Source organism: Streptomyces sp. NPDC048001, from assembly GCF_043203115.1.
Lineage (GTDB): Bacteria > Actinomycetota > Actinomycetes > Streptomycetales > Streptomycetaceae > Streptomyces > Streptomyces sanyensis.
Genome location: NZ_JBIDBN010000005.1, coordinates 218949 through 242186, shown reverse-complemented (window position 1 = coordinate 242186; position 23238 = coordinate 218949). Strand labels below are relative to the sequence as shown.

Here is a 23238-nt window from a genome sequence, read left to right as displayed (position 1 = left end):
GCCACGTCGTGGTTCTACCGGCTGGCGAAGCCGACGAACGCGGTCCAGGCGCATGCGTCGACCACGAGTCCAGGGCGGCTCGTGTCCTTGGAGTCACGCACATGGACGCTGCTCGCGCATTCAGCCACCTCCACGCACTGACCACCCTCGCCACTGCTGTAGCTACTCTTCACCCACTGAAGGTCTCGCACGATCGGTTCAGCCGCTGCCTTGTTCATGTCGCTCCAAGCAACTTCTCAATGAGGTCCAGCGATTCGCGAGGCGTGAGGGCCTGGGCGCGGAGAAGGCCGTACTGTTCTTCCAGCTCCCGGACAGACTTCCGCTCCGTGTAGAGACGACTATGGTTGTACGCCTCCACGTAGGCAATCCTCCGCCCCTCAACCGTTTCGATCAAGGTGAAGGGTCCGGCCAAACCAGCATGCTCCTGACGCCTGTTCGGCATCACCTGAATCTCCACGTTGCGCCGCTGACCGCAGAGCAGAAGGTGCTCCAGCTGGCCGCGCATCACAGCTTCGCCACCGAGCGGCCTCGTCAGCACAGACTCCTCGATGACGAAGCTGATCGTAGGTAGCGGCTGGCGAGCGAGGACGCCTTGCCTGGCCAATCGGGCCTGAACACGCTCATCGATCGTCTCCTCACCCAGAAGAGGACGCCGCATCGTGAAGACGGCCCTGGCGTACTCCTCGGTCTGCAGCAGGCCGTTGACCACATGTGTGTCGTACACATGCAGCTCAACCGCCTCCGCCTCCAACCTGGCCGCGTCGCGGAAGAACGCCGGGTACTGCGCCCGCGCGACCTCCTCCTTCATCTCCTTCAGGACCTCGCCCGCGTCCAGCAGCTCGTCCGCCTGGTCGATGAAGCGGGGCGGCGGCACACGGCGGCCCTGCTCGTACGCCGCGATCGTGGACACGGAGTAGCCCAGCCGCGCGCCGAACTCGGGCCGCTCCAGGCCCGCCCGCAACCGGAAGCGTTTCAGCTGCCGTCCGAAGACGCGCAGCATGCCCGAGCCGGGGTCCGGCGCGTGCCCGGAAGTCGTGTCGTCGCCTGTGCCGTCGCCGGTGTCGCCGTCCGGTCGCCGGGTGGGTTCGCTCATGCCCTGGATCACCTCCACCGGCCAACGCCGCTGCTCGTCGGCCGTCACGCTCCGCCTCGCCTACACACCGCCTCACGCCGCCTACCGCTACCGCGCGTAGGCGCGTCGTGTCTTACCGACCGTAGGCGGGCGACGGGAGCGTAGGCCCCATGAACAGCGAAACATCCCCCGTACCAGTGGTCCTTGAGTTCTCGATGCGCTTCACGTCCTCGCCGCGCGGCGCCCGTCTCGCCCGCCGTCTCGTCTCGCACCGGCTCGACAGCTGGGGCCACCCCTACGCGTCCACCGCCAACGAGTCCCTGACGCTGATCGCGGCCGAGCTCACCGGCAACGCCGTGCGCCACGGGCATGTGTCCGGGCGGGACTTCCACCTCCGGCTGACCGGCACGGCCGACACCCTGCGGGTCGAGGTCAGCGACACCCGAACCGAACGCGTACCGCCGCTCTCCTCCCACGAGCCGCCCGGGGACTCCGAGTCGGGGCGCGGTCTGCTCCTGGTGGAGCGGCTGGCGAGCCGGTGGGCGGTCGCGCCCCGGGTCGGGGGCCCGGGGAAGACCGTCTGGGCGGAGCTGTCCATTTCAGGCCAATGACCAGCGGGTTTTCGGCAAGCGGCAGCCCGGCTGTCGGTCGCTGCCGCTAGCGTCGTCGGTCCGTGTGCCCGTGTACACCGCACGGGGAACCAAGGGGGACACCGAACGTGCGCACCACCCACAGCGACCCGGCCGCCGGCTACCGCGTCTCCATCGTCGACGAGGACCCGCTGCGCGCCCGGCGCGAAGCCCGCGAACTGCTCGCCGCCCTGGCCGAGAGCGACCCGGAGGCCGCCCTCGACGTTCCGGGCGGCCCGCAGGAGAGCGTCCGTGCCACCGACAAGGGCGGTTCGGTCGCCGACCTCATCGGGCTGGTGTTCAGCGGTGGCTCGCTGGCCGCCGCCGGTATCCAGGTCTGGCTGGCCCGGGTCCCGCAGCGGACCGTGGTCGTCACCCGGCCCGACGGCGCGACGCTCACCATCACCGGCAAGCAGGCCCGCGCGGACGAGGCGCGGATCGAGCGCTTCCTCGAAGACCCCCAGGGCCCGGCGGACGGCGACGGCACCAGCACCGGCACCGGCACCAGCACCGGCACCGGCGGCGACGAGGACGGGCCGGGCACGGCGTGAGCGGCAACGACCGGTACGCCATGCTCATCGGCGTATCCACGTACGACAGCGAGCGCTACCACGATCTGCCGCCGGTCCGGGCGGACCTGCACTACATGCGGGCGGTGCTGGAGAGCACCGAGATCGGCATGTACAACGAGTGCGCGATGGTCGCCGAGCCGACGCGCGCCGACATGCTGCACGCCATCGAGGAGTTCCTGGAGGAGCGGCAGTCCAGTGAGACCGCCCTGCTCTACTTCAGCGGGCACGGGGAGTTCTGCGAGGCCGACGGGCAGCTGTACTTCCTCACCCGGGACGCCGACCCGGAGGACCTGCCGGGCACCGCCGTGCCCGCCGAGTTCCTGGAGCGGATGCTCCAGTCCTGCCGGGCCTCCTCGAAGGTCGTGCTCCTGGACTGCTGCTCCAGCGGCTCCGTCGTCCAGGGCTGGACGGCCAAGGGCGCTTCGGACGAGGGTCAGCGGCCCGCGCCCAGCACGCTGCTGCGGCCGACCGGCGTGTACTTCATCACCGCCTCGGACGCCCTCCAGGCCGCCTCGGCGATGGCACCGTCCGGGTCCTCCCTCGGCACCTCCCGGTTCACCGGCGAGATCGTCGAGGGGCTGCGCAGCGGGCGGATCAAGGACAGCGGCTGGATCACCCCCGACGACCTGTTCGAGTACCTGACCGCGCAGATGGTGCGCAACGGCGTCCCGGAGGAGCAGCGCCCCACCAAGTCCACCATCCGCGCGACGCACTCCCTCCCGCTGGCCCGCTCGGTGGCCCGGTCCGTCCAGCTGCCCGCCCCACCGGCCGGTGCCGCCGGGCCCGCCCCGGTCTCCCCGGCGCTGCGGAAGGCGCGGCTGCTGGCCGGGCAGGACGCGCAGGACGGCGTCGACCCGGCGCGGCTGCTGCGCTACTACGCACACTGTCTGGGCGCGCAGGCTGCGGCGGGGATGCGGCCCGACCGGGACAGCGGCCGCGGCTCGGCGTACTTCCTGCTCGGGCAGGGGTCGGAGACGATCCAGTCCGGCCTCGGGTCCGGCCTTCCCGCCCCCGCCCAGCTCCCCAGGCCCAAGAGCAGCGGCGCCAAGGTCGACGCGTCCGCGCTGCAGGAGTACTGGTACGGCTATCCGGCCGTCACCCTGCCCGAGCGCGGCCAAGGCGGCCGGGGGCGGGCCGCGGTGCAGATCGCGCCCCTGCTGATCCAGCCGATGGAGCTGGCGCCGGACGAGGACGGCCGGGACCGGCTGCGGCCGAGCGGGGTGCCCTCGCTGCACACCGGGATCGTGACGGAGCTGCTGGCGGACGACGCTGCCGCGGAGTTGCTGGCCGACTGGCAGCCGAGCTGGCAGGAGGGCAACGGCGCGCAGATGGTCAAGGCGGTGCGGGAGCTCCTGACGCGGCTCGGGCTCCCGGAGTTGGAGCCGCTGGACCTGTCCGCGCTCAGCGAGCGGTCCGTTATGGACTCCCTGCGGCCCGGCGCCCACAACGCCGCTGTGCTCCTCGCGCCCTCCGGGGTGGAGCGGCTGGCGACCGAGGCCCTGGTGGACAACCTGCTCCAGATCTCCACGCGCACCGGGCAGATCCCCGGCACCGCGCTGGACGCGCTCCTGACGGGCGGCGGCGGGGGTGAGGACGGCGGCGCGGGCACGGCCCCGGTCGTCGTGTCGCCGGGGCCGTGCAACGAGAGCCAGGAGCGGGTGGTCGCCTCCGCGATGACCCGGCCGCTCACGGTCTCCACGGGACCGCCCGGGACGGGCAAGAGCGAGGTGGTGACGGCCGTGGTCGCCACCGCGGTCGCCGCCGGCCAGTCGGTGCTGGTCGCCTCCACAAACAACGAGGCCGTGAACGTGGTGGCCGAGCGCTGCGACGCGATCTCCCCGGGGCTGCTGATGCGGACGGGGAACGCGGAGGCGCTGGAGCGCGAGGCCGCGAAGCTGGAGCGGCTGCTCGCCGAGCCGGTCGAGGCCCCCGCGAGGGGTGCGGCGACGGTCGCGGGCGAGCTGCGGAACCGGCACGGCCGGGCCGCCGCGCTGCGGGCGGAGGCGGCGCGGTTGGTCGGTGACGAAGCACGACTGCTTGAGCTGCTGCGGGAGCGGGACCACCGGGCGGACGGGCTCGGGCTGCCGGTGGCGCTGGTGGAAGGGGCGTGGGCCGAGGACGGGGTCGCCGCACTGGCCCGCTGGGAGCAGCGGGCGCGGAAGGCCGCCGCCGCGGGCTGGTTCGCCCTCGGCCGATGGCGCAGGGGGCGGGCGCTGGCCGCGTTCGCCGCCTCGGCCGGGGAGGCCCCGGCGAGCCCGTGGCCGGCCTGGGCGGCGGAGCGGCCCGTACCGGCCGGGCTCCTGCTGGACCTGGCGGAGCTGTCGGCCGTGGAAGGGGCGGTCCGGGAGCTCGTCCCGCAGCTCCTCGGCCGGGACGAGGAGGCGCTGAAGCAGGCGCGGCTGGCCGGCGGTGCAGGGCTGTCGGAGACCTCGGCCGAACTGGCGCGGGCGGTGGCCGCCGAGGCCATGGCGCGGGGGCGTTCGCTGATGGGCCAGCGGCTCCAGGCGCTGCGCCGGCGGTCCGGATTCCAGAAGAGCCAGCGGAACCTGATGGCACATCTGAAGGGGTGGGCGATCAGTACGCACTCGGTGCGCCAGCTCGAACTCGCCCCGCAGCTCTTCGACCTCGTCGTCATCGACGAGGCGAGCCAGTGCTCCATCCCCTCGGTGCTGCCGCTGCTGTTCCGGGCGAAGCGGGCGCTGGTCATCGGTGATCCCATGCAGCTCGGGCACATTCCCGGGATCACGGCGCAGCAGGAGCGGCAGGCCCGGGTGCGGGCGGGGCTGAGCGCGGCGCAGCTGGAGGACCACCGGCTCGCGTACCACGTGTACGCGTCGTACCACGCGGCCGCGCAGCACGGGGAGGCGGCGCTGCTCCTCGACGAGCACTACCGGTGCCATCCGGCGATCGCGGAGGTCGTCAACGGCTACTGCTACGCGGGCCAGTTGCAGGTCCTCACCGATGTCCGCAGGCAGGTCCCGGCGCTCGACCCGGCGGGGTCGGCGGATCCGGCTCCCGTGCTGGGCTGGGTGGACGTGCCGCACGGCGAGTCCGCGCGGGGCGCGGGCGACCGGTCCTGGCGGAACGCGGCGGAGGCCGCGCGGGTCCGGGAGACGGTGGACCGGCTGCTGGCGCGGCTTCCCGAGGAGGCGACGGTCGGGGTGGTGACCCCGTTCCGCGCCCAGAAGGAGGCCCTGGCGCGCGTGTGGGCGGACGACGACCGGGTGAGGGTCGGTACCGTGCACGCCTTCCAGGGCGGTCAGCGCGACGTCATGGTGCTCAGCCCGGTGGCCACCGGCAACACGCCGCCCCGGACGACGCACTGGGTGGCCCGTCAGGTCAACCTGTGGAACGTGGCCGTCACCCGGGCGAAGTCGCAGCTGATCACGGTGGGCAGCCAGGGCTTCTGGCAGGGGCAGGCAGGGCTGCCGGCGCTCCTCGCGGACCGCTCCGAGGTGCTGGGCGCGGACTCCTCGGCGGGTGCGGGCGGGTTCGTGGCGGCGCAGCCGCGGACCGGGATGCGCGCGGAACTCGCGGACCGGCTCCAGGAGTACCTCGGCGGCCGCGGTGTCACCGATCTGGAGCGCGAGGCCGTGGTCGGCGGGCACACGGTGGACCTGCTGTTCACCGTGGACGGGGCGAACACCGCGGTGCTCGTCGACACCGGCGCGGAGCACGACCGTGACCCGGCCCGCCATCTGCGGCTGACGCACGCCCGCGGTGACCTGCTGCCCGGGCTGCCGTCCGGCGGCGCGGGAGCGAAGCCCGGGCCGGTGGCCCGGACGGTCCGGGTGCCGGCCTGGCGGATCCTGGCCGGTGAGGCGGCGCTGGAGCCGCTCCTCGGCTGAGTGCCTGTCCGGGGCGTCCCCGGTCCCGGAGGTCGGGTGCCGCGCGGTGTCCCGGCCTCAGGGCCCGGTCCGGGGCGTCAGGCTCCGGACGGCGTACGTCAGGTGCTGGACGTTGGCCTGCTGCAGCCAGATCGCGGCGGTCCCGGTGCCTTTCGGGCCCTGGCCCCGCGCGCAGTCGCGCAGCCAGGTCTCGGCGGCACTGGCCGCGGCACCGCGGAACTCCGGCAGCGCGACGAGCTCCCGGGCCCCGGCCCGGACCGCCGCGGCCCGGTCCTGGCCTCCCGTCGGCACCTTCACGAGGACGAACGAGTCGCCGGTGGTGTAGCGGAGCACGCCCCAGGGCGGGCCGCCGGTGCCCGAGGAGGGGCCGCGGGTGATGCCGCGGGCGGAGTCGGCGCCGTAGTCCCCGTACACCAGGCGGCCGAGGTAGCTACGGGGGCTGCGGTGCAGTTCGTGCCAGAGGTGCCAGTCCGTGCGGGGTTCTTCCGCCCTCCCGTACTCGACGAGTTCCGCGGTCACGTCGGGAAAGCCGCCGCCCAGGACCGCCGCCGTGCGCCAGGGCGTCAGCGGCATCAGGGCGTCGAGTGCCCGCAGCGCCTCCTTCGCCGTGTCGGTGCGGTCGGCGCGGACGGCGCCCAGGTCGAGCAGCAGGTCCGCCTCGACCGCGGGGTCGAGGCGGGCGAGCAGGTCGCGGACGCCGTGGCCGAGGGCGTCGTCCCACTCGCTGGGCACCATGACCCGGATCGCGAGCCCGCTGCCCGTGCGCCGCGCGCTCTCCAGCGTGGTGGCCTGGTGGTGCCGGGGGCGCTCGGGGCCGGTCACCGGGCGCAGCGGGCTCACCTCGGCGACCGCGGACAGCACCGGGGCCAGTGCGGCCAGGTGGTCCTCGTCGGCGAACGGGGCGTCCACCCAGGCCGGATGGTTGCGGTGGACCTTGCTGACGGCGAAGACGTCCCTCTCTACGCCCGCGGCGAGGACGTCCGGAGGCCGGCCCGCACGGGAGGGAAGGTTCCACAGCGGCACGAGGGCACGCTGCACGGATGGGCTCAGCTGCCGGTAGGCCGTGCGGGCGTGCGGCCTCGCCGGAAGGACGGGAACGTACAGCGGTGCGGACATGGCGGCTCCCCCTCGGCTCGGCCGGTGTCCTCGTCTCGCGCGCTGCTCCCTCGTCGTCTCCCTGGCTCCTGCCAGGGTCCGCTGCCGCACCGCCGCAGGGAATGGCGCCTTTTCGGCCTTCCTGGCCGAAACCTGGAAGAACCTGGTAGCGCTGTGACCGGAGAGGTACTGTTCGTCAAGCTCGGCAGCCGAACCCCACGACGTCTGCACGTACCTGACCGTGCGTCTGCCGTGGCCCCGCTTGTCGACCCCGGCCGTGCCGCGCCCGGCTGCAACACGATTGGGCACCCGCGTGAACCACCGGATCCCCGGACCGACGGTCCGGCAGGTGTGCGCGCCGGCGAACGCCGGGCCGCATCCGGGCCCTCCCGCCGCCATGCCCCGCCCGCACACGGCGTGCGCCTCGGCCGCCCGCCCCGCGCCCACCGGCGGCAACCGCTCCCCCGTCCCCGCCGCGAGGGGCGTCGCGGTGGGCCGCGGAACGACATAGCCCCAGCTCACGGCCGACGCGCACAGCGCTCTACGGTGGAACGGATCAACATGGCATCGGCAAGGCGAAGGGGACCGTCGTGAAGCCCACCATGGCCGCCGCCCAGCTGCGCGGCAGTCTGACGCAGTACCTCACGACGACCTACGCCCTCGCCGACGAGGACACCCGCCGGGCCCTGGAGCGGTTCCTCGGGCACCCCGAGACGGGCATCTTCCGGGGGCCCTACCTGCGGATCAGGACCCCCTTCCACCTCGCCGACGACACCTGGCGGCGGGAGCTGGAGTGGACGGCCGGCTTCCCCGGCTTCGCCCCCTACCGGCACCAGGCCACCGCGTGGGCGCGGCTGTCCACCCTGCACGGTCCCGCCCGGCCGACGCTGGTGACCACCGGAACGGGCTCCGGCAAGACCGAGTCGTTCCTCGTCCCGGTCCTCGACCACTGCCGTCGGCAGCGGGCCCGGGGCCGCCACGGCGTCAAGGCCGTCCTGCTGTACCCGATGAACGCCCTCGCCACCGACCAGGCCGGCCGCATCGACGAGTACCTGGCCCGGCCGGAGCTGGCCCAGGTGACGGCCGGGCTCTACATCGGCGACCGGCCCGACACCGACTTCCGCCGGGTGATGACGCGGCGCGAGGAGATGCGCGTCTCGCCGCCGGACGTGCTCATCACCAACTACAAGATGCTCGACCTGCTGCTGCAGCGCGGCGAGGACCGCCCACTGTGGGAGGACGCCGACCTCGCGTACGTCGTGCTGGACGAGTTCCACACCTACGACGGGGCGCAGGGCACCGACGTGGCGATGCTGCTGCGGCGGCTGGCCGCCGCGACCGGGGCGTCGCGGCCCGGCAGGCCGCTCGGGTCGATCTGCCCGGTGGCGACGTCCGCGACCCTGGGCGAGGGCGCGCCGGGGAAGGAGGCCGGCGGCATCCTCGACGTGGCGTCCCGGGTGTTCGGCATGCCCTTCCCGGCCGACGCCGTGGTCGGCGAGGAGCGGATGTCGGCCGAGGAGTTCACGGGCGCCGTCGACTACGAGCTTCCCGAGCCGCCCACGCCGCAGGAGGTCGTCGAGTTCTCGGGCGGTCCCGGCGTGGAGGCCCAGCCCGCCCTGCTGGACCTGGACGGGCTGGCCACCAGGCTGCTGGGCCGCTCCGGTCTCGACGCCTTCCGCATCGGGCGCCTGCTGAAGCGCCACGACTTCACCCACGGTGTGCTGTCGCTGCTCGGCGGGGAGCCGCTGGACGAGTGGGGCCTGCGGGACCGGCTGGCCCGCTTCGGCTACGCCTGGGGGCGCACCGCGCGGGAGAACCCGCAGCTGGTCCTGCAGGCGCTGTCCCGGTTCGTCGCCCTGCTGTCGGCGGCGCGGGACCCGGAATCCGACGAACGCCGTCCCCGCCCGCTGCTGCACATCGAGGCGCATCTGTGGGTCCGGCCGGTGACCCGTGTCCTGCGTGGTGTCGGGGCGGCGCCGGAGTTCCGCTGGTACGAGGACGACCGCACCGCCGCCCGCCGGGCCGCGCTGCACGCGGCCCCGCCCGGCGAGGAGGAGGCCGACGGATCGTCCGGCGGCTGGCCCTCGCCCTCGTCCCGGCCGCAGCCGCTGCCCGGGGCCGACACCGCGGTCCGGCCCGCCGAGGTGCACCTGCCCGCGGTGTACTGCCGCAACTGCGGCCGCTCCGGCTGGGCGGCGCTGTCCCCCGAGGCGGATCCCCAGCGGCTGGTCATGGCGCAGGATCGGATCTGGCGGGCGGCGGTGGGCCGGGACAAGCGGCGCATCCGCTACTTCATCGCCGCGACACCGAGCGAACGGCAGCAGATGCTGGACGCGCTCAGCGGGGCGCGGCCGTCGGACGGCGGGGTCGACCCGCTGTCCGTGGTGGTGCTGGACGGCGGGCAGGGCACGTACCGGCTGCCGGCCGTGTCGGACGCGGGCGAACTGGTCGACGCCTGGTTCGCGCTGGCCGTCCTGGACAAGAAAACGGCCGACCGGGCCGCCAGGGACGACCGCTGCCCGGCCTGCCACACCGACAACAGCATCCGCTTCCTCGGTACCGCGCAGGCCGCCCTCGCCTCGGCGACCGTCACCCAGCTGTTCACCGGTGGCGACATCGCGCTCGTGCCGGAGGAGCGCAAGACGCTGCTCTTCAACGACTCCACCCAGGACGCCGCCCACCGGGCCGGATACGTGGCGAACGCCTCGTACAAGTTCTCGCTGCGTTCGCTGCTCGCGCACAACCTGGACGCGTCGGGCGCGCCGACCGCGCTCAACGACCTCATCGGGCACGTGCTGGAGTCGGTGGACGACCCGGAGGCGCTGGCCGCCGTCGTGCCGCCCGACCTCCACGACGAGCCCGGGGTCGACCGGCTGCTCTCGGGGCGCGGTACGGGCGACGCGCGGACGTGGAAGCTGATCGGGGAACGCCTCGCCTTCGCCACCGTGATGGAGTTCGGGCTGCGCAGCAGGATGGGGCGCACCCTGGAGCTGACGCGGACCGCCGCCGCCGAGGTGGCGGTCGCGGAGCCCGAGCGGGTCACCGCCCTCGCCCGCGACCTCCATCTGTCCCTGCCGGGCCAGTTGCTGGCCACCGGCGGACTGCCCACGCCCGAGCGCTACCTCGCCTATGTGCGCGGCCTGCTGGAGCGGCTGCGGCTGCGCGGCGCAGTGCACCACCGCTGGCTCGACACCTGGATGAAGGAAGCCGGCACGAACCGGTACCTGATCTCCGGCCGCAGGCCGGAGGGCATGCCCGCGTTCCCCGAGGGCGTCGCCCCGCCGCGCTTCCTGCTGGACGGGCAGAAGGACCGGTCGGAGTTCGACGCGATCACCGGGCGTCTGGGCTGGTACCAGGACTGGACCCGCCGCTGCCTGGGCCTGGACGCGGCAGGTGCCACGGAGTACCTGCGCCGTCTGCTGCCCGCCCTCGCCGACGAGCGGGTCCTCGCGGTGCGCACCGCACGGGACCGGCAGACCCGGCTCTACGGACTGCAGCCGGGACACATCGAGGTGCGGCTGCTCGACGACGCCGTCGTCAACAAGGCCTTCGTCGGCTGCGAGGACTGCGGCTGGCAGCAGGTGGTGGCGCCCGAGCGCCGCACCCGCTGGTACGGGCACCCGTGCCCGCGCTACCGGTGCAAGGGGATGCTGACCGCCCCGCAGCCGGGCATGCCGCGCAGCGGGGCCGGCGTCTCCGGGTTCGGCTCGGCGGTCCGCGAGCGCGACTACACCGGCGACTACTACCGCCGGCTCTATCTGACCGGCGGGACGTTCCGGGTGGTCACCGCGGAGCACACGGGCATGCTCGGCAGGCCGCAGCGGGAGCGTGTGGAGCGCGGCTTCAAGGCGGGGACGCACTACACCGATCCCAACGTGCTGTCGTGCACGCCGACGCTGGAACTCGGCATCGACATCGGCGAGCTGTCCGCCGTACTGCTCGGCTCGCTGCCCGGCGGGCCGGCCAACTACGTGCAGCGGGCGGGCCGTGCGGGCCGCCGGACCGGCAACGCGCTGGTGGTCGCCTTCGGGGGACGCCGGGCCCGCGACCTCTACTACCTGGATGCGCCGCGGGAGATGATCGCCGGGACGATCCTGCCCCCCGGCTGCTATCTGTCGGCGGTGGAGATCCTGCGCCGCCAGTACACGGCTCGGCTGCTGGACCTCGCGGCCGGAGGCGGGCTGCGGACCTCCGACGGCGAACCGCTCGCGCCGGTGCCCCGGTTGTCCTCGGCCCTCTTCGGCACCACGGGCTGGTGCCAGGACCTGGCGGACGCCGCGCAGACCCACGGGGCGGCGCTGGTGGAGGACTTCCTCGCACTGTTCCCGGCCGGCGACGGCCCCGACGGTTTCGACGGCGGGGGTGTCTCGGCCTATGCGGCCGAGGAACTGCGCTCCTATGCCACCGGCGGCATCGTCCGGGCCCTGCAGGAGGCGGAGGAGGACTGGACCGGCCGCCGCGAGGAGCTCCGCCGCAGGATCGCGGCGATCGACGAGGCCGCCGAGCACCTGGTCCGCACCGACGCCGTGCAGGACCGCGAGCGCCGGGAGCTGCTCGCCGAGCGGCGCGGCGCCGGGGATCTGCTGCGGGAGCTGAGCCAGTCCAGCGCCCACGGCACCCTGGTGGAACTGGGTCTGCTGCCGAACTACAGCCTCACCGACACCACCACGCAGCTGGAAGCGACGCTGTACTGGACCCAGACCCCGGACGAGGAGGACGGCGGCCGGGAGGACGGGGCGGGCGGCGACCCGGCCCAGCGGGTGTACCGCAGCGAGACCAGGGACTACGAGCGCTCCCGCAAGCTGGCGCTGACCGAACTGGCCCCGGGGAACAGCTTCTACGTCAACGGCTACCGGCACGTCGTGCGCGCGCTCGACGTCGGCACGCCGGACCGGCGGGCCTGGGCGGAGTGGCGGCTCTGCCCCTCGTGCGGGTACGCCCGTACGCACGACGCGCGCAGCGACACCAGTCCGTGTCCCCGCTGCGGCGGGCGGGAGATCGCCGACGCCGGCTGTGTGCAGTACGTGCTCCGGCCGCGGCGCGTCGTGTCCCGGGACAAGCGGGACGACGCCCGGGTGCGGGACGACCGGGACGAGCGGGACCGGCGGCGCTACGCGGTGCTGACCACGGTCGACATCGACCCGGAGCGGATCGCTCCCGGTTCGTGGCGGCACGAGACCGCCGTGTTCGGCGTGGACTTCACCCGCCAGGCGACGATCCGCACGCTGAACCTGGGACTCGACCGCGAGGAGGGCAGCAGCACCGTGCCGCTCGCCGGTGCCGACGTGCGGCTGAACCCCTTCTACGTGTGCACCAGTTGCGGTGGCGCGACGGCGGAGGGCCGCCCCGTGGTGGACGTGGCCCAGCACGCGCTGACGGAGTCGGGCGCGGCGAGCACCGCGGCCGCCGCCCACCACCTGCTGTGGTGCCCGCGCCGTCGAGTGAGGACGGCCGGGGCGGAGGAGCAGCAGGGCAAGGGGCAGGACGTACCGCTGCTGCTCGCGCACGAGCTGACCACGGAGGCGGTCCGGGTCCTGCTGCCGGCCTCCGTGGCCCGTGCCAAGGAGCGGCTGGCCTCGTTCACGGCCGCGCTGTTCGTCGGGATCGCCGCGCAGTACGGCGGCGATCCCGACCACATCGACATCGCCGAGGCGACGATGCCCGACCATGCGGGCGCCGACGGCTCGGACTGGCCGCGGCGCTTCCTGGTGGTCTACGACCGGTTGCCGGGCGGCACCGGCTATCTGCACCGGCTCGCCTCCGCCGACGGGTTCCGGGACGTTCTGCTCAAGGCCCGGGACGTCATCGAGAACTGCGCCTGCCGCGAGAAGGGCCTCGACGGCTGCCACCAGTGCCTGCTGCGACGTGTGCCGGCCGCCGACTACGACAAGGTCAGCCGCAACGAGGTGCGGCAGATGCTGGAGGATCTGCTCGGCGAGGACGGCTCGCGCTGGCGCACCTCCCCCGTCGCGACGACACGGCACATCCCGCTGGAGCGGCAGGCCGAGAGCGACCTGGAGATCATGTTCATCGACACCCTCCAGGAATGGGCGAAGCTCGCCGAGTCCGGGGCCGCGGCCGACGCGTACACCACCTCGGCCGGCACGTACGCCCTCGACCTGCGGCTGACGGGGGACGACGGGTCCACCCTGAGTTGGCGGGTCTCCCAGCAGCGCGCGCTGGACGGCACCCGGCCCGACATACTCCTGGAACGTCTCGACGCGCCGGGCCCCCGCGTCGCCGTCTACCTCGACGGCTACGCCTATCACGCGACTCCCGAGCACAACCGCCTGGCCGACGACGCCACCAAGCGGACCGCCCTGCGCAGTGAGGGACTGCGGGTGTTCCAGCTGACGTACGACGACGTCAAGGAGTGGCGCGAGCGGGTCCGGGACACCGGGTACGCGGGGGCGGGCCCGGCCGACCCGGTCTGGCTGCCCTACCCGGATCAGGCGCGGAACCGGGCACGCGACTACTACAGCCGGGTCGGCGGCGGTCTGCCCGGCGAGCTGTCCGACACCGTCTGGGTCAACCCTTCCCACCTCCTGCTCTCCTATCTGCGGTCCCCCGACGCCGCGCGCTGGCAGCGGCGGGCGGAGGCGGTCGCGGCAGGTCTGAGCGGTGCCGCCGCCGTCCGCGGTGCCGCCCTCGGGGCCGGCGTCCTCGTACCCGCCCTGGAGTCCGCCCTGCGGGGCGAGACGGTCACGGGCGCAGCAGGACAGATCCGGTTGGTGTACGGGCCCGACGGCTCCGGTTGCCGTCTGGTCCTGGTCGCGGACGGCAGGCGCACCCCTCCCGTGTGGACGGGCGTGACGGTCCTCGACGACAGCGCGGGGGCCATGGCCGACGCGCAGGCCCACCGGCGGCGCTGGCGGGCGTGGCTGTACTGGAGCAATGTGCTGCAGTTCCTCGACCACGGGGGCGGCGACAGCGCCCAGCTCACCACGGGCCAACTCGACGGCTTCACCGCCGAGGTGCTGACCGTGACCGGCGGTGAGGGCTGGTTGCCGTCCGCCCGGACCGCGATCCCCCGCACGCAGACCCCGCCGGCGTCCGCGGTGGAGGTCGGCGCCGTCCGGGACGTCGCTCCGGCGGCCGGTGACGGCGCAGCGCCCTCGCCGGCGGCGGGCGAGCGGGACGCCCGATGGGACGAGGTGCTGGAGTACCTCGACCCCGACGAGAGCGGCCTCGCCGAGCTGGCCCGGGCCCTGGCCGAGGCGGGCGTCCCCGCCCCCGAGGACGGCTACGAGCTGGACGAGCGGGGGTGGCAGGCCGAACTGGCCTGGCCGGCAGCGCGGGTGGGCGTGGTCCTCGCCGCCCGGGAGGAGACCGGGGAGCCCGACCACGAGGCAACGGACCGGGACACGGCGTTCACGGCGGCAGGCTGGGACGTACGCACCGCGGCGGCCTGGGAGGCCGCGGACCTGGCAGCCCGGGTGACGGGACGGGACCGGGGCACGCAAGACGACGGCACGGACAACGGGGAGCACACACGATGACCGCCACGGGCGTGACACTGCGCCTGCTCGACAAGGCCGACAAGGAGATCCTGAAGCTCCCCCGCACGGTCAAGGGCGCCTTCTTCGACTTCCAGCACAAGTTCAAGGCCAACCCGCACACCACCGGCCTCAAGCTCCAGCAGCTGAAGGGCGACAGCAGGCTCTGGTCCGCGCGCGTCAGCGACGACTACCGGGCCCTGCTGATCCGGCTGGCCGAGGGCGACTGGCTGATCGTCTCCGTCAAGCACCGCAAGGACGTCTACGACCGGCTGTCGGCCGGGGTCAACCAGGTCACCGGCGGTATCGAATACGTCGACCTGGAGGTCGTGGAGGAGAGCATCCTCCGTCGTCTCCCCGCTCCGCCGACCGCCCCGTCAGTCGCTCCCCAGCGGGCCGAACCAGCAGAGCCCCCACGACTTTTCGCGGCCTGGTCCGACGAACTGCTGACGGACCTCGGTGTCGCCGAACCGCTGCTCCCCGTCATCCGGACCCTCACCACCGAGGACCAGCTGCTGGGCCTCGTCGAGTACGCTCCGCAGCTCACCGGTGAGGTGCTGCTCGCGCTCTTCGACGGCACGTCCTACGACGAGGTCCTGGAGCAGGTGACCGCGCCGGTCGCCGCCGCCGACCCGGTCGACCCCGAGGACTTCCAGGCCGCCGCACAACGCCCGGCGACGGTGGTCACCACCTCCGACGAGGCCCTCCGAGAGGCCCTGGAGGGCGGCGACTTCAGCCGCTGGAAGGTCTTCCTGCACCCCACGCAGGCCAAGCTCGTGGAGCGGCGCTACTCGGGACCCGCCCGGGTCGGCGGAGGTCCCGGCACGGGCAAGACCATCGTCGCCCTGCACCGGGTGCGCCACCTGGTGGAGCAGCTGCGGCCCGGCCGCGACAAGCCGGTCCTGCTGACCACGTACAACAAGAACCTCGCCGCGGACCTGCGGTCCCGCCTGCTGGAACTGGGGGGCGAGGAACTGCTGTCCCGCGTCGAGGTCAGCCACGTCGACCAGCTGGCGCTGCGCATCGTGCGCGAGGCCGAACCGGGCAGCGGGAAGCAGGTGATGGACGACAGCCAGGCCGTACGGGAATGGCGGGCCCTGCTGGACGAGCTGGGCGAGGACGGCTGGGATCCCGAGTTCCTGCACGACGAATGGACGCAGGTCATCCTCGGGCAGGCCGTCGCCACACGCACCGACTACTTCCGTGCCCGGCGGGCCGGCCGCGGCCGGAACATCACCCGCGCCGAACGCGCCGCCGTCTGGCAGCTCGCCGAGCGCTTCACCCAGCGCCTGGACCGGCTGGGCCGCCAGACCTGGGACCAGGTCGCCGAGCGCGCCGCACGTCTGGAGATGGGACGCGAGCAGCGCATCCTCTCCCTCGCACGCCAACGGGAGGAGGCGGGCGGACTCGACAACGTCCACGTCCAGGACGGGTCGGGGGGCTGGCTGCGCTTCCGGTACCGGCACATCGTGGTGGACGAGGCACAGGACCTGCGGCCCGCGCACTGGAAGATGCTACGGGCGATGGCCCCCCGGGAGGCAGACGACCTCTTCCTCGTCGGCGACACCCATCAGCGCATCTACAAGAACCAGGTGACGCTGGGCAGCCTGGGGATCAACATCAGGGGCCGGTCGTCGAAGCTGAGCCTGAGCTACCGCACGACGCGTCAGATCCTGCGCTCCGCACTCGACGTGCTGGGCGAGACGGACTACGACGACCTCGACGGCAGCCAGGAGACGCTGGCCGGCTACCGCTCCGTGCTCAGCGGAGGCCGGCCCACCGGGCACGCCTTCCCGGACTGGTCAGCGGAGCGCGAAGGCATCGCCGCCCTCATCGAAGGCTGGGACGCGGACCCCGACCTGCGCATCCCGCACGAGCAGATCGCGATCTGCGTGCCGACGAACCAGATGGCCTCCGAGATCGGCTACACACTCGGGCTGCACGGCATCCGCCCGGTGGAGATCCGCGCCGACGGCCCCCACGGGGACGGCGGGGTGCACGTCGGCACGATGTTCCGGTTCAAGGGGCTGGAGTACCAGCGGATGATCATCGCGGGTGTCTCGGACGGTCTGGTGCCGCGGGAGTCCGTGAGCCGGTTGCGCACGAGCGACCCGGCCCGGCACCGGCACGAGATGCAGCGTGCCCGGTCCCTGCTGTTCGTGGCGGCCACCCGGGCCCGGGACAGCGTGGACGTCTTCTGGCACGGACGGCCCAGCCCGTTCCTGGGGCCCTCGCTCACACGGCGGGAGTAGGGGCGCCACCCGCCGGACGCCCCCTCACCCCGCCCCTTCGGCGGCCCCGCCCGGCGGCGGGCCGGGCAGGGGCAGCAGGATGCGGAAGGTGCAGCCGCGGCCCGGGGCTGCGTCGACGGTGAGGCGACCGCCGTGGGCGGTGACGAGGGCGTGGGCGATGGCCAGGCCCAGGCCGGAGCCGCCGGTGGCGCGAGTGCGGGAGGCGTCGGTGCGGTAGAAGCGGTCGAAGACCCGCGCGCGTTCGGCGTCGGTGAGGCCGGGGCCCCGGTCCGCGACCTCCAGGACCGCATGGGAGCCGGCGGTGCCGACGCCGATGCGCAGGGGCGTGCCGGGGGGCGTGTGGGTGACGGCGTTGCCGATGAGGTTGGTGACCACCTGGCGCAGCCGGGCCTCGTCGGCATGGGCCGGGGCCGTGGCGGGCGGTCCGCCGCCCGGACCGGTCAGCGTCACCGCTCGTGTGCTGTCGAGGGCGCGGACGTCGCGCAGGGCGTCCGCGGCCAGGGTGCGCAGGTCCATCGGGGCCGGGTCGAGGGCGGGTACGGGTTCCCCGGGGGCGGGCGCGCCCGCGGCGTCACCGCCCGCGGTGGTCCCGCCCGCGGTGTCCTCGTCGAGGCGGGCGAGGAGGAGCATCTGCTCGACGAGCCGGGTGAGGCGTTCGGACTCCTCCGCGATCCGGGTCATGGTCCGGTCGACGTCCTCGCGGGTGGGCGTCGCGCCCATGCGGTACAGGTCGGTGTAGCCCTTGATGCCGACCAGCGGTGTGCGCAGTTCGTGACCGGCGTCCGCGAAGAAGCGGCGGGTCCTCGCCTCGGCCTCGGTGCGGGCGCGGAAGGCCGTGTCGATCCGGTCGAGCATCCGGTTGAGGCAGGTGGTCAGGCGTCCCACCTCGGTGTGTGGGGCGGCCGGTTCGGGGATGCGGTGGGAGTAGTCGCCGTCGGTGATCGCGGTCGCGGTCTCCTCGATCCGGGTCAGGGGGCGCAGTCCCGAGCGGACGGCGAACCAGCCGGCGGCCCCCAGCAGCGCGAGCAGGGCAGAACCCGCGGTCAGGGAGAGGTTCCGGACCTCGGCGGTGGTGCGGTCGACCTCCGCGAGCGAGGTGGCCACGACGACGCTTCCCCGGCTCCCGGGGCCGTCCGGCGGGAAGACCTCGGCGGGCTGGGCGAGGGCGAGGACCCGCCAGTCGTGCCCGCCGTCGCGGGCGGGCACGGTGAACGGCCGGCCCTCGTGGGCGAGGACGGCCGGGCGGTCGAGACGGGGCAGCTCGGGGCCGCCGCCCGGGAGGACCGTACCGGTGTCGAAGGTGCTGCGGGTGGCCCCGGCGTCGTCCATGTACGACACGGTGGTGTCGCCGAGCACGTTCAGGGCGCGCACGCCGAGCGGGGTGCCGGTCCCCGTCGGGGGCGACAGCCGGGCGGCGACGCCTCCGGTCAGGGCGAGCCGGTCGTCCACCCGGTCCTGGAGGTAGCCGTGCAGGGCGGTGGTGACGAGCAGGCCAGTGCCGAGGAGCCCGACAGCCACCAGGGCGAGGCACAGGACCAGCAGGCGGCTGCGCAGCGACATCCGGCCCGACCAGGACGCGGCCCGGCCCGGGGAGGGGCGCCTCACGGCCGGGGCTCGCGGACCACGTAGCCGACGCCGCGGACGGTGTGGATGAGCTTGGGGGCCTCCGTGTCGACCTTGCGGCGCAGATAGCTGATGTAGGTGTCGACGATGCTGGGGTCGCCGCCGAAGTCGTACTCCCAGACGCTGTCCAGGATTTGACTCTTCGTCATGGTCCGGCCCGCGTTGGCGACCAGGAAGTGCAGCAGGCGGAACTCCGTCGGGGACAGCCGCACCGTCCGGCCCGCCCGGGTGACGTGGTGGCTGTCGGGTTCGAGGTCCAGGTCGCCGACGGTGAGCCGGGCCGGCGGCTCGCCCCGGGTGCGGCGCAGGACGGCGTGGATGCGGGCGATCAGCTCCTCCAGGTCGAAGGGCTTGGTGACGTAGTCGTCGCCGCCCAGGCGCAACCCGTGCAGCCGGTCCCGGCGCTCCTCGCGCGCGGTGACGAAGAGGACCGGCACGTCGCCGCCCCGGCCGGGACGCGGTGTGCGGGGCCGGGCGCGCAGACGGCGGATCACCTCGAAGCCGTCCATGTCCGGGAGCATGACGTCCAGGAGCACCAGGTCCGGGGTGCGCCGTGCGGCCAGGTCGAGGGCTTCACCGCCCGTGGCGGCGGCGTCGACCTCGAAACCGGCGTACCGCAGCGCGGTGCGCAGCAGCTCCCGGACGGTGGGCTCGTCGTCGACGACGAGCAGGTGGTCCGCGCGGCCCGTGGGACGCGCGGGGGGTGTCGGTGCCGTCATGTCCTGTGCTTCGCCGCCTTCCGAATGCCGTGGTGCCCCGTCCGGCTCGCGGGCACTGCTCGGCGCCCTCTCAGGAGACCACACGGCCGTCCTCGTCGGACCGGAGCCCGGGCGGCGCGGGAGCTGGAGTGGGAGCGGGGCCGGGAGCGGGCGGGGGCGCGGTGCCGGGCCGGCCCGTACGGCGTCCGCGCCGCCCGGCCCGATGGCCGTGCAGGCGGCTGCCGCCGTAGGAGGCGAGGGCGGCCACGGCGAAGGCGGTGAGCGCCGACGGCCCCGGGCTCGCGTCGAGGGCGGCCCGGAGGCCGCCCACCTCGCGTCCCATGAACTCGACGCCGATCCTGATCCCGCCGCGTGCGAGGAGGGGGAGCACCAGGGCCGCGACGCCGGCCACGGCGCCCGTGCGCAGGGCGATGTCCGTGTGCGGGCCCAGGAGCAGGCCGGCGTCCTCGCGCGCGGTGCGGGCCGGGGTGCGGGCCGCGGCGAGGTAGCCCGCGGCCGACAGCAGCAGGAGGGCGAGCAGCAGCCCGAACGCCCACAGCGGGATGCCCGCGGGCGCCAGGTGCCCGAGGTCCACGACCCGGTCGCCGCCCGCGCCGCCGTCCGGCCCGCCCGCGGCGAGCAGGCCGAGCAGCCCGCCGCCCTCGGGCTGCAGCCGCTGCACCCTCGCCTCCCAGGAGGTGCCCGTCCCGGCGGTGAGCAGGACCGCGATCATCTGAGGACCGGCGAGCAGCACCGTCCCTGCGGCCTCGGCGGCCCGCTCCCGGCCGGTCGGCGCCAGGGCCCCGGCGAGGAGGGCGGCCGCGGGCACGGCGCAGCACACCGCGGCCGCCGTCCCCGCAAGGGCGGACAGCACGGGGTTCCACCTCCGCCGGAGGCGGCTCAGCGCGAGGGGGCGCGGCAACGCCGTCCGGCGGGCGGCGAGGCAGCCGACCGCCAGCACGGCGGCCGCGCCCAGGACCCCGAGGAGCACGGTGGCGGCGGCGTCGGCCGAGAAGCCCACCGAGGACAGCCCCGGGGCGAGTCCGTCTCCGCCCCGGCCGCCGAACCTGGCGAGCAGGTCCGCCCCGGCGCCCCCGCCCATGCGGTCCCGCAGGCTCCCGGGCAGGCGGGCCGTGCCGCGGGCCAGGTGGGCGCAGACCGCGAGGGCCGCTCCCGTCACCGCCAGGGCCCCGGCGCAACGCGCCCACAGCATCGCCGGGGTGGGACGCGCCCGTCCCCTCAGGGGCCGGAAGAACCCGACCGCCAGGACGGTGGCGCCCAGGAAGGACAGTGTCAGGAGCGTCGCCGCCACCTCGCCGCTCGGCGCGAGCCCCAGGCCGCCGCCACCGCCGAGCAGTCCGGCGAGGCCCTGCGCGTCGGCGGGGGGCCCGGCCCCGGCGGGTGGTTCCAGGGTGAGGCTTCCGCCGACGGCCAGGCTCACCAGGGCGGGCACCAGGCGGGAGAGCGGTGCGAGGGCCCCGGCGCCCAGCAGGGCCAGGCCCGCCCAGGCGGTGGCGGCCATCGTCAGGAGCGCGGCTGCGGCGGCCAGGCCGCCGCCGAGGGCGTGGCGCCACGGGGAAGGGCGCCACGGGGAAGGGGAAGGGCGGTGCGCGGGTGCGGACATGGCGGGTTCCTCCGGGCGGGACGGGGTTCAGTTGCCGGGGACGCGGCCGGCGGCCGTACCGGCGGGGCCGGAGGCGCTCACCTCGGCCGGGCCGTCGTGCGGGGCGCCCGCCGGCGGCCCGCCCTCGATGTCGAGCCGGGGCACGAACCGGTCCAGCCATCGGGGCAGCCGCCAGGCGCGGCGGCCGAGGAGGGCGAGCACGGCCGGGACCAGCGCCATCCGGACGGCGAAGGCGTCGAGGAGGACGGCGGCACCGAGCCCGAAGCCGATGGTCCGCAGGATCTGCTCCTCGGACCCGAGGAAGGCGGCGAACACCGAGATCATGATGACGGCGGCGGCGGTGACCACCCGTGCGCTCTGCCGGAACCCGCTGACCACGGCGTCCTTCGGCGACTGCCCGTGCAGATACGCCTCGTGGATGCGGGTCACCAGGAACACCTCGTAGTCCATGGCGAGTCCGAAGACGACGCCGACCATGAAGACGGGCGTGATCGACACCACCGGCCCCGGTTCCGCTCCCCCGAGGACGGGCCCCAGCCACCCCCACTGGAAGACCGCGACCACCGCGCCGAGCCCGGCCAGCACCGACAGCAGGAAGCCGAGCGCCGCCTTGAGCGGGACGAGCAGCGAGCGGAAGACGGCGATCAGCAGCACGAACGCCAGGCCGACCACGAGGGCCAGATACGGGACCAGGGCGTCCGACAGCTTCTGCGCGACGTCGGCGTTCATCGCGGTCGTACCTGTGACGAGCACGGCGGCACCGCTGTCCCGGGCGAGGTCCGGTGCGCGCAGTGCGCGCACCAGATCGGCGGTCTCGGTGCTGCCGGGGGCCGAGGCCGGTACGACGTTCAGCACGGCGGTGTCGCCGGAGGCGTTCGGCTGCGGCCGTCCGACGGCCTGGACGTCCTCACGGCCGCCGATCCGCCCGGCGACCCGCCGGGCGGCCTCTTCGGCGCCCCCGTCCGCCCCGGTGCGCACGACCACGGTGAGGGGTCCGTTGAAGCCCGGCCCGAAGCCCTCGGCGATCAGGTCGTAGGCCCGGCGCTGGGTCGTGGAGAGCGGCTTGCCCTCGTCGCCGGGCAGGCCCGTCTCCAGGGACGCGGCCGGTACCGCAACCACACCGAGCAGCGCGGTCGCGCCGAGGAGCACGGCGAGGGGGCGGCGCACGACGAACCGGGCCCAGCGCACGCCCAGGTCCTGGCGCGGGGCCCCGTCCGCCGTGCGCCTGCGCCGCGGGCGGGACGGCGGGATACGGCGGCCGCAGAGCCCGAGGAGCGCCGGGACCAGGGTGAGGGCGATCAGGACGGCGACGACGACCGTGCCCGCGGCGGCGAGACCCATCTGCGTCAGCAGCGGGATGCCCACCACCCACAGTCCGGCGAGGGCGATCACCACGGTGAGCCCGGCGAACACGACCGCCGAGCCCGCGGTGCCGACCGCGTGCCCGGCGGCCTGTGCCCCGCCCCGGCCGTGGGCGAGTTCGGCCCGGTAGCGCGAGACCACGAACAGGGCGTAGTCGATGCCCACGGCCAGTCCGATCATCACGGCGAGGCCGGTCGTCGTGGAGCCGAGGCCCAGGGGTTCGGCGAGCGCCCGGATGGCGAGCGCGCCGATGCCGACGCCGAGCACCGCGGTCAGCAGCGTCAGACCGGCCGCGAGCAGCGAGCCGAAGGTGAGGACGAGCACCACGGCGGCCACCGCGAGGCCCACCGCCTCCGCGGTGTGGCCGGCGGCCCTGGTGTCGACGGCGTTGCCGCCCGCCTCCACGGTCAACTCCGGCGAGGCGGCCTGCTCGACGGTGTCCCGCAGCGCGCTGCGGGAGCCCTCCGGCAACTCGGCGGCGGGTACCCGGTAGGAGACCTGGGCGTAGGCGGTGGAGCCGTCCGGGCTCACGGACCCGGCCGTGAACGGGTCGGTGACACGGCCCACCTGCGGATCGTCCCCGAGGGCCCGCACCGCCTCCCCGATCGCCCCGCGCGCGCCGGGGTCGGTGACCTTCCCGCGCTCGGCGCGGAACACCACACGGGCCGTGGCGCCTTGGGCGTTCAGTCCGGGGAAGCCCTCCTCCAGGAGGTCGTACGCCTGCTGGGCCTCCGTGCCGGGCATGGAGAAGTCGTCCGGGGGCGCGGCGGGCGCCCGCCCGGCCAGCACCCCCGCCCCCACGAGCAGGACCACCCACAGCGATACGACCAGCCGGTGCCTGGAGAAGGAGAACCGGCCCAGTCCGGAGAGGAAGGTTGCCACGTCACAGGGCTCCACATCAGATCGGGGCTCACGGAGGATCCGTGCGTGACGCTCCCAGCCCCGTCTGACCGGACCCGGGGAGTTC

The 23238-nt window shown here is 74.5% G+C and carries 12 protein-coding genes; 5 read left to right on the top strand and 7 right to left on the bottom strand.

The genetic code is table 11. The features are described from left to right. Positions 1-14: 14 nt before the first annotated feature. A complete protein-coding gene (locus ACGF15_RS11510; RefSeq protein WP_392798033.1) occupies positions 15-218 on the bottom strand; it encodes a DUF397 domain-containing protein in 204 nt (67 codons plus the stop codon). Further along, positions 215-1093: a helix-turn-helix domain-containing protein gene (locus tag ACGF15_RS11505; RefSeq protein WP_392798299.1), complete on the bottom strand. Its 879-nt coding sequence runs from the start codon at positions 1091-1093 to the stop codon at positions 215-217. Before ACGF15_RS11505 ends, ACGF15_RS11510 begins: the two co-directional genes overlap by 4 nt. A 149-nt stretch (positions 1094-1242) precedes the next feature. Between ACGF15_RS11505 and ACGF15_RS11500 the strand changes: the two genes are divergently transcribed. From ACGF15_RS11500 to ACGF15_RS11490, 3 genes are all read left to right on the top strand, one after another. Beyond that, a complete protein-coding gene (locus ACGF15_RS11500) occupies positions 1243-1683 on the top strand; it encodes an ATP-binding protein (protein WP_360650770.1) in 441 nt (146 codons plus the stop codon). Positions 1684-1790: 107 nt separating this feature from the next. Further along, positions 1791-2252, top strand: a complete 462-nt coding sequence (locus ACGF15_RS11495) for a hypothetical protein (RefSeq protein WP_392798030.1) — start codon at positions 1791-1793, stop codon at positions 2250-2252. Then, positions 2249-6121 (top strand): AAA domain-containing protein, encoded by a 3873-nt coding sequence (locus ACGF15_RS11490; protein ID WP_392798027.1) that lies wholly within the window; start codon positions 2249-2251, stop codon positions 6119-6121. Before ACGF15_RS11495 ends, ACGF15_RS11490 begins: the two co-directional genes overlap by 4 nt. Positions 6122-6178: 57 nt before the next feature. Here the strand turns inward: ACGF15_RS11490 and ACGF15_RS11485 are convergent, their stop codons facing one another. Beyond that, positions 6179-7237, bottom strand: a complete 1059-nt coding sequence (locus ACGF15_RS11485; protein WP_392798024.1) for a beta family protein — start codon at positions 7235-7237, stop codon at positions 6179-6181. A gap of 569 nt (positions 7238-7806) precedes the next feature. Here ACGF15_RS11485 and ACGF15_RS11480 point away from each other — a divergent pair. Beyond that, complete coding sequence (locus tag ACGF15_RS11480; RefSeq protein WP_392798021.1) at positions 7807-14715, top strand: DEAD/DEAH box helicase; 6909 nt, start codon at positions 7807-7809, stop codon at positions 14713-14715. Next, the gene (locus ACGF15_RS11475; RefSeq protein ID WP_392798018.1) at positions 14712-16964 is read left to right on the top strand and encodes a UvrD-helicase domain-containing protein; all 2253 of its coding nucleotides are present in this window, start codon (positions 14712-14714) and stop codon (positions 16962-16964) included. Before ACGF15_RS11480 ends, ACGF15_RS11475 begins: the two co-directional genes overlap by 4 nt. A gap of 24 nt (positions 16965-16988) precedes the next feature. Here ACGF15_RS11475 and ACGF15_RS11470 read toward each other — a convergent pair whose 3' ends face one another. From ACGF15_RS11470 to ACGF15_RS11455, 4 genes are all read right to left on the bottom strand, one after another. Then, positions 16989-18524, bottom strand: coding sequence for an ATP-binding protein (locus tag ACGF15_RS11470; RefSeq protein ID WP_392798015.1), 1536 nt, complete (start codon positions 18522-18524; stop codon positions 16989-16991). Between the two features lie 41 nt (positions 18525-18565). Further along, entirely contained in the window at positions 18566-19306 is a 741-nt protein-coding gene (locus ACGF15_RS11465) for a response regulator transcription factor (protein ID WP_392798012.1), read from the bottom strand. 70 nt (positions 19307-19376) lie between these two features. After that, complete coding sequence (locus tag ACGF15_RS11460; protein WP_392798010.1) at positions 19377-20909, bottom strand: streptophobe family protein; 1533 nt, start codon at positions 20907-20909, stop codon at positions 19377-19379. 27 nt (positions 20910-20936) lie between these two features. Beyond that, the gene (locus ACGF15_RS11455; protein WP_392798007.1) at positions 20937-23153 is read right to left on the bottom strand and encodes an MMPL family transporter; all 2217 of its coding nucleotides are present in this window, start codon (positions 23151-23153) and stop codon (positions 20937-20939) included. Positions 23154-23238: the final 85 nt, after the last annotated feature.

Excerpts from the sequence above, each read along its gene's own strand:
- ACGF15_RS11510 (WP_392798033.1), bottom strand. The coding sequence starts at position 218 with ATGAACAAGGCAGCGGCTGAACCGATCGTGCGAGACCTTCAGTGGGTG.
- ACGF15_RS11505 (WP_392798299.1), bottom strand. The coding sequence starts at position 1,093 with ATGAGCGAACCCACCCGGCGACCGGACGGCGACACCGGCGACGGCACA.
- ACGF15_RS11500 (WP_360650770.1), top strand. The coding sequence starts at position 1,243 with ATGAACAGCGAAACATCCCCCGTACCAGTGGTCCTTGAGTTCTCGATG.
- ACGF15_RS11485 (WP_392798024.1), bottom strand. The coding sequence starts at position 7,237 with ATGTCCGCACCGCTGTACGTTCCCGTCCTTCCGGCGAGGCCGCACGCC.
- ACGF15_RS11475 (WP_392798018.1), top strand. The coding sequence starts at position 14,712 with ATGACCGCCACGGGCGTGACACTGCGCCTGCTCGACAAGGCCGACAAG.
- ACGF15_RS11470 (WP_392798015.1), bottom strand. The coding sequence starts at position 18,524 with ATGTCGCTGCGCAGCCGCCTGCTGGTCCTGTGCCTCGCCCTGGTGGCT.
- ACGF15_RS11465 (WP_392798012.1), bottom strand. The coding sequence starts at position 19,306 with ATGACGGCACCGACACCCCCCGCGCGTCCCACGGGCCGCGCGGACCAC.
- ACGF15_RS11460 (WP_392798010.1), bottom strand. The coding sequence starts at position 20,909 with ATGTCCGCACCCGCGCACCGCCCTTCCCCTTCCCCGTGGCGCCCTTCC.